The sequence below is a fragment of the Spirochaeta cellobiosiphila DSM 17781 genome (assembly GCF_000426705.1).
Taxonomy (GTDB): Bacteria; Spirochaetota; Spirochaetia; order DSM-17781; family DSM-17781; genus Spirochaeta_E; species Spirochaeta_E cellobiosiphila.
Window position 1 is genome coordinate 223,076 of the sequence record NZ_KE384554.1, and the last position, 7,739, is coordinate 230,814.

General features: G+C 33.2%; 6 protein-coding genes and 2 tRNA genes. 2 read left to right on the forward strand and 6 right to left on the reverse strand.

Annotated features, from left to right (window positions below; genetic code table 11):
• Window positions 1–4: 4 nt before the first annotated feature.
• From K345_RS0107855 to K345_RS0107870, 4 genes are all read right to left on the reverse strand, one after another.
• Complete coding sequence (locus K345_RS0107855) at window positions 5–883, reverse strand: carbohydrate ABC transporter permease (RefSeq protein WP_028973691.1); 879 nt, start codon at window positions 881–883, stop codon at window positions 5–7.
• A 9-nt stretch (window positions 884–892) separates the two neighbouring features.
• Window positions 893–1,813 (reverse strand): ABC transporter permease, encoded by a 921-nt coding sequence (locus tag K345_RS0107860; protein WP_028973692.1) that lies wholly within the window; start codon window positions 1,811–1,813, stop codon window positions 893–895.
• Window positions 1,814–1,845: 32 nt separating this feature from the next.
• Entirely contained in the window at window positions 1,846–3,315 is a 1,470-nt protein-coding gene (locus tag K345_RS0107865; RefSeq protein ID WP_028973693.1) for an ABC transporter substrate-binding protein, read from the reverse strand.
• A 152-nt stretch (window positions 3,316–3,467) separates the two neighbouring features.
• Window positions 3,468–5,168: a sensor histidine kinase gene (locus K345_RS0107870; protein ID WP_028973694.1), complete on the reverse strand. Its 1,701-nt coding sequence runs from the start codon at window positions 5,166–5,168 to the stop codon at window positions 3,468–3,470.
• A gap of 85 nt (window positions 5,169–5,253) precedes the next feature.
• Between K345_RS0107870 and K345_RS0107875 the strand changes: the two genes are divergently transcribed.
• Window positions 5,254–6,810, forward strand: a complete 1,557-nt coding sequence (locus K345_RS0107875) for a response regulator transcription factor (RefSeq protein WP_028973695.1) — start codon at window positions 5,254–5,256, stop codon at window positions 6,808–6,810.
• Between the two features lie 243 nt (window positions 6,811–7,053).
• On the opposite strand, the gene K345_RS0107880 is transcribed toward K345_RS0107875, so the two are convergent.
• Together K345_RS0107880 and K345_RS0107885 are read right to left on the reverse strand one after the other, a co-directional pair.
• Window positions 7,054–7,134 (reverse strand) — tRNA-Tyr (locus K345_RS0107880).
• Between the two features lie 13 nt (window positions 7,135–7,147).
• Window positions 7,148–7,221 (reverse strand) — tRNA-Thr (locus K345_RS0107885).
• 314 nt (window positions 7,222–7,535) lie between these two features.
• Between K345_RS0107885 and K345_RS23115 the strand changes: the two genes are divergently transcribed.
• Window positions 7,536–7,682 (forward strand): hypothetical protein, encoded by a 147-nt coding sequence (locus tag K345_RS23115; protein ID WP_156888345.1) that lies wholly within the window; start codon window positions 7,536–7,538, stop codon window positions 7,680–7,682.
• The last annotated feature ends 57 nt before the right edge of the window (window positions 7,683–7,739 follow it).

The window sequence follows — 7,739 nt, forward strand, 5'->3', positions numbered from 1 at the left end:
ATGATTAACCTTTAACAGCACCAATAATGATGCCCTTGACAAAATATTTCTGGAAGAAAGGATAGACAACAAGGATGGGGAGGACACCCATCACGGCAACAGCCATTCTTATTGATGTCGATGGTAGAGTCATTGAAGAGGCACCTGCAGAGGATGCTTTCTTAACCATTTCAATGTTTTTAAGCATTTTTGTTAATAAAACCTGGATACTGTAATATTGATCCTTACTAATGTAATAAAGGCCATTAAGCCAATCATTCCAATAGGTCAATCCTACTAGTAAACATACAGTTATCATTATAGGAGTAGACATGGGTATTACTATTCTTGTCAGTATGGTGAATTCTTTTGCACCATCCATTCGTGCCGATTCTATCACCTCTTCAGGTAAGTTTGAGGAAAAATAAGTTCGCATCATTATTATATTAAAAGCATTTAACAATAGATTTGGTAATATCAATGCCCAGATAGTATTCTTAATATGAAGCATCTGAGTCCACATTATATAACTGGGAACTAAACCTCCATTAAACAGCATAGTAAAGAATACAAAAAAAGCAAAAAAATTGCGTCCCGGAAGATTCTTACGAGATAAGGGATAAGCAAATAATGTAGTTAGAACCAGGCTCAATAAAGTCCCTAATACTGTTACAAGTGTTGATATAATATAGCCCCTTAGGATAGCCTTGGATCCAATAAAGAGATACTTATAGGCACTTAAATCAAGATGACTAGGCCAAAATGTATATCCCCTAATAACAAGACTTTGTTCCGAACTAAGGGAGGAACTAATTAATAATAAAAAGGGCAGAACACAGATAGCACATAATATTAACATTACTATGTGTAAAAGGGTCTGATAAAATCTATCTGTCGTAACCATCTTAATCTCCTAAAATAGAGCGTTCTCTTTGCTGACTTTACGGACAATAAAGTTAGCAGTAAGAACCAAAATAAAACCTACTACTGATTGATAAAAACCAGCGGCAGATACCATACCAATATTATTTAACTGGGTAAGGCCTCTGTAGACATAAGTATCTATAGTATTTGTTACATCAATTAAGGCACCACTATTCATAGGTACTTGATAAAATAGTCCAAAGTCGGAATAAAATATCCGACCTATGGCCATTAAAGTGAGAATAATAATGGTTGGTTTTAAACTTGGTAAAGTTATATGAATAATTTGTTTCCATTTATTAGCCCCGTCTATTTCTGCAGCCTCATAATATCCCTTATCTATACCAACCAAAGTGGCAAAATAAATAATACAATTAAAGCCAATGCTCTTCCATAAATACACGAGTACCAGAATAAAAGGCCAATATTGGGGATTAGAATACCATGAAATACCTTCACGGTTTAAAGCCGATAGTATCGTCTTATTAATATAACCAAATTGTGAATTCAGAAACCCATAAACCACATAACTGACCACTACCATGGAGATAAGGTAGGGAATAAGAATTAGAGTTTGGTAAGCTTTTTTTGCTTTATCATTTCGAATCTCATTTAAAAGTATAGCTATGGTTATCGCTAGTATCGTACCCAATAGGATGAATACAACATTATATAACAAGGTATTTCGAGTAATGGTAAGGGCGTCCTTTGTTTTAAACAAGAATTCAAAGTTACTGAATCCTATAAACTTACTACGGAACATACCTAGCTTATAATCGTATTTTTTAAAGGCGAGTATGATACCCGCCATAGGAATATAGTTATTCACAAAAATATAGATAATGCCTGGTACCATCATCAAATAAAGGGGGAGAAACATTTTTAATTTGTGCTGTTTATGACTAGTCATATCAGTACTCCTTCCTTTTCACATATTGTTTCTTATTGTTTTGATAACCAGTCATTTAATTGTTTTTGCTTCTCTAAAATAATAGTATCAATACCAGCAGTTTTTAGTTCTGCATTGAATTTAGGTATAGTAGTGTCTGGATTCAAACAACCTGTGACAAGTCCGGCTTCATATTTAGCAATAACATTGTTACAAGCGGTAACTTCATTAAGTACCTTTTCATTATTCCAAACAAAACCTTTAGCAGGAGAAGAATGAGCAGATTTATTAAATTCCCCAAGTTTGTTCCAAACTTCAGGATCATCACCTTTCCATACATAGGTTATTTGCTCATTAGGCCAGGCCCAGCCTACTACAGAATAACCAGTATTTGAGGCATTAATACCATCGGCATAGTCAATTATACCTTGTTCCTTATCAGTAAACTTCCAGTGAACACCTTCAAGTCCATTAATTAGTAGATTTGCTATATCAGAATTGTTATACATCAATTCAAGTACTTCCATAGCCTTTTGAGGATTAGTACTATTGTTTGCAATACACCATGAGGCATTGACCATTGAGGTTGTTGAATGAGGTTCATAAAGTTTTGCTATCACAATATCTTTACCACATTTTCTGCTCTCTTCAGCTTCCATTCCTGCCTTAAAAGGAGTAAAAGTTCCAAAACCTATTCCAGAGCTAATAAAAATATCATAGCCTTCAGTCGTGTTAACCCCATCTGGCATCATGTATCCTTCTTGAGCCCATTTGTAAATGTATGAAGCATATTCTTTAAAGGAATCTGTATTATATAAATTGACAACTGTTGTATCATCGACAAGGCAATTTTCAAGAACTCCTAAACTATCCCCAAGCACATCTGCTGACCAGGCTGGCCTATTCATAGTTCCTGTATTAGGTACGACTGGATACATATCAGGATAAGCTTTTTTTATTTTAGCAAAATATTTATCAAGATCAGCATAAGTTAGGTATTGGCTATAATCGATACCTACTTCATCTGCTATTTCTTTGACCATTAGGAAACCTCTTCCTTGAGCCTTATCCTTATTCATAGGAATACCATAGATACGACCATTAATGGTAACGCATCGCCAGTCATCAGAAGAAATACTTTTGTTTGTGTTAGGTGCATATTGCTGAAGAAGATCAGTCATATCTACAATCTGATTACTGGAAGCCATAGAAGAAAGAGATACTTCCCAGGGAAAAGCATAAAAGAGATCCAGTTTTTCTCCAGATACCAAAGCTAAATTTAACTGTTCAACTGTAACATTACGAATAACCTCAACCTTACATCCAATAAGGGATTCTGTTATCTTACTCACCTCTTTAGATATCTGTTCGCAATCCTCAGTAGAAGCATTATAGGGAGCATAAATAGTAACCACATAATCTTCAGAGTCTTTATTTGAAGCTTCGTTCTTCTGTTGACAACCAAATAATACTAGTGTTGCCAATAAAATCGTAACTCCTAAAAACACTTTTTTCCGTAACATGAAAAACTCCTTTCTGTGTTTGATAATGATTTTGTATCACCTTGATAAAGCCTTCTCTACCGAAAAAGTTAGTTTAGGATAACAATATTATGACATTCCTAGAAAGAACTATGAATCAATAATAAAAATATGACATAACAATAGCATTTTTGTTACTTTTCATTATAAGGAAGAAACAATTCGACATGAGCACCACCTTGATTCAGAAAGATGATACGGGCTCTATCTTGATACAGAAGTTGCAACCTCTTACAGACATTCCGTATTCCCACATGCTCTTGGAAAGAATTCTTTTCTTTTTTCTCAGAGTTTAGCCAGTCCAGAATCTTTAGATCAAAACCAGGACCATTATCAGTAATAGAAATATTAATTACATCATCAGAAGGATTAGGAAGGTATATAACTTTTATAGACAAAGTTAATGGATGATTAGGTTCAAGAGCATATTTTAAAGAATTCTCAATAAAGGTAAGAACTGTCATTGTGGGGATTTGAAATGTTTTTAAAAAATCCGGAATCTTAGTTTCAAGAATTATCTGAGCATCATCAGTCTTATTTTTTAGTTCAATGAATTTTCGTACACTATCAATTTCATCATCCAATGCTGTAGTCAATTCCTTATTTTTAAAAACACTTCGTAAATATTGAGACAAGGAAATGATCATTTCCTGTAGTTTTTTATATTCCTGCTGCTGAGCCATTCCATAGAATATTTTTAAACAGTTAAGAAAGAAGTGGGGTCGTATCTGAATGTATAAACGCTCTAATTCAGCTTGTTGATTTTGCAATGTTCGTTCATATTGATCAATTTTCAACTCTTTAAGTTCAACGAGCATCTCATTAAACAAAGACCCAACAGCTTTAAATTCACTAACTTTTTTTGGTATCTGTAATTGCTTATTTACTTGTCCATCTTTTATATCCTTCATGGTATTATTAAGAATATTAAGAGGGGATAATATTAGGGAATTAAGCAAATTAAATATAATAAGAATAAGTATAATAAATATCAAGGTAGAGACTAATAGGATGAACTGAAACCAGGTCATACTTTTAAGAAGTCCTTCATAAAACTGGTAACTAACTAAGTACAATCTCATATATGGAGAATAACTAGCCACAAAGAGATAATTGTGCTTTGATTTTAATAAAGAATATTCCTTATCATAGTCTATTTTATTTAGAATAATATTATCCTGTAATAATTGCTTTCTTCCCTTTAGGACTGTTTTATTTGGTAAGGAAAAGAAAATCTGTTCTTTAGGGGAAGTGATAGTATTACTTTTTGAAAGCAATAAATCAAAATCAATAAAACTGACACAGTAGGTATTATTCAAACCTAAAATGCGCAATAGATAACTTTTATTACCCAAATAAACAACTTCCCAGTGTTGTGGATCATAACAATCGTCCTCTATCTGTTTCATTATATATTGATTTAACAATTTCTTTTGTTCTAGTCCTAACCCTTCCCTATATATATGCCTTGCCATGTTATTAGTTTTGGAAACAATATAGAAACCCCGAATAATGGGATTAATATTAATAATATCTTTATATTTTTGAATGATACTGTAGCAATTAAGGTGAGCTTCTAATTCAGTTTCTTTAAATTTTAGTTGCCTAAAGTTATTATTATTAGCTACAAGATTAATCATAAACTTTTCATTATTCTTTAATAGATCTTCAAGACTATTTCTATAATACTCAACTCTACCTTTAGTATTTTGGGCAATTCGAGAATTAACATTTTTAATGGTATAAAGATTATAAAAAAGGAAGAACAAAGTAAAAGGTAAAAAAAAGATCAAAAGAATAGAAATTATTAATTGTTTTAACGGGGTGCTTTTCAAGGGGAGATACTCCTATTACAAATATAGTAACATATTTTTAACTGAAAGAACTTGTCATATTGTCAAATAGGGTTATCATAAGCAAATGGTAACTCTCGTTGTTGATGATCAAATTAGTGTAGTGAGTGGAATATTCTGTGGAGTGAATTGGTCCAGAATTGGGATCCACAAAGTCTACAAGGCCTTAAATGCTCTTGAAGCCAGGGCTATTATATGTAAAACAAAAATTGATATTCTTCTCTGTGATATCGAGATGCCCAAAGAATCAGGATTGGATCTATACAGATGGATTCTTGAGCAACACTTAGATATTACTTGCATTCTTCTAACAGCCCATGCTGATTTTTTATATGCTCAAAAGGCTTTAAAGTTGAATGTATTCGATTATCTCCTACAACCAGCTCCTTATGAAGAAATCGAAGAAGTCCTATCAAGGGCTGTAAAAAGAAGAATCTCTTCAGAACAGGCAAATTTCATTAAGAACTATGGTCAAATGATATATAATGATAAAGACAAATTGATAGATGCTCTATTCCAAAACTTTTTAGCAAACACGATGACAAGTTCTATTGATATTCTAGAAGACCTTCATAAATTAGGATATGAACTCAAGAAAGATTTGTCCCTATATACAGGCCTAATAACCCATTTCCTCAAAGAACCTGTCCTTAATAATATAAAAGAAAAAATTCGGTCTGTATGGGAAGGATTTGATCTTATTTCCATATTCTTTTCAAATTCTCCTGATGAATTATTCTTTATCTTTTATTCAAAAGGAACTGATTCAATAGATTCAAAAAGTCTCTCTCACATTATTCATTGTATATATGACCTTTTGAAAGAAATAAGTAATGACATTTCAGTCTATTGGAATGGCCCATTTAACTTTGACTCATTCCATTCTGCAATAGATGTATTGAAAACTCTTAAAGCAAATAATATTGCTAATCTTAAGGGTATATTTGAAAAAGATACCTTACAAAAAGCTGCTCCTCTTCCTCCCTTTGAGCCCAATTGGCTATACTGGAATCAGGCTTTGGAAGAAGGGTATCCCGAAACTATTCTTAATGAAATTAGAGATTTTCTGGAGAAACTACCCTCCAATGAAGTTGGAGCAATGGCACTAAAGAATTTCCATAATGATTTTATTCAATTTATATCTGTGAATCTTTCACAACAAGGTAGATCATTAAAAGAAGTATATCCTCAAGACAATATGATTGAAGCCCTTGAAGCTTATCGCTCAATACAGGCAATGATAGATTTTGCGGAAAATTGCTGTTTATACTTGGCTCACAAAACTAAAGAACCTAATGACAAGAATTGTATAAAGGTTATTGAGGATTATATTCACCGCAATATATCAGAAGATATTCGAAGAGATGATATAGCCGAATATGTCGGAAAAAATCCTTCCTATCTATCGAGACTGTTCAAAAGAGAAACAGGAATTAACTTAAAGGAATATATCATAAAGGAAAAAATGGAGACAGCTCAAAAACTATTACAATCTACCAGTTTAACTATAAGTATGATTGCCATGAAAGTTGGGTATAGTAATTTTTCCTTATTTACACATAACTATAAGAAGATAACCGGGCATCTACCTTCAGAAGAAAACAAGAAAATTGTAGGCCTTTAATTAGGTCTTTTCCTTCTAGCCATAATACGCTACAAGAAATTGAGAATCAGCTCTAACGCTCACTAAATCTCTGACAGTTCTGTTCTTCGAATTAATTATAGCCTACAAGTGTAGCTTGTCCCTACATTAACTCTAAATATTGATATATAAACTATTATAAAAGGATGAGTTTTCCAGCCAACATAATGTGATACAAATATATCACCACTAAAATGGTAAATCCAAGACGAGAGAAAGAAACAATGGGGAGAGAAGGATTCGAACCTTCGAAGCCGAAGCAACAGATTTACAGTCTGCCCCCTTTGACCGCTCGGGAACCTCCCCATGTTACTATGAAAGCCGACAATCGGATTCGAACCGATGACCCCGAGATTACAAGTCACGTGCTCTGGCCAGCTGAGCTATGTCGGCGCATCAAATAACTGACGAAGCGAACTTTAGCACAACCTTCTAAAGAATGTCCATAGGATTTTGAAAATCATTTTGTTTTTTCTAATTACACCGACGTTACGTGCTATTCTGGAATATGGAAAACGTCTTCTGATACTTAATTTATTAACTGTTGAGCCTTTTAAAACAAGCTTTGATAACAGAATGAAGAGTATTCTTATTTACTCATAACTGGTTCCACAGAATGTGCTTATGAAGATTTTGAGATAATCCCCTATTCAGAAGGATGTAATATACAAGTTTATTTTGATGACCTCCAGATGATAATTTACAGAATGGATAATAGTAATTACTATACCTCCATAACAGAAACGGAATTCGCAAAAATGATCTACTTTTCCACAAATGGCTACACTTTTACAACAATAATGTATGATTTTGCAGCCTCAGTGAGCTTTAGAGAATTCCTCAGTGAGCTTTAGAGAATTCCTCAGTGAGCTTTAGAGAATTCCTCAGTGAGCTTTAGAGAATTCCTCAGT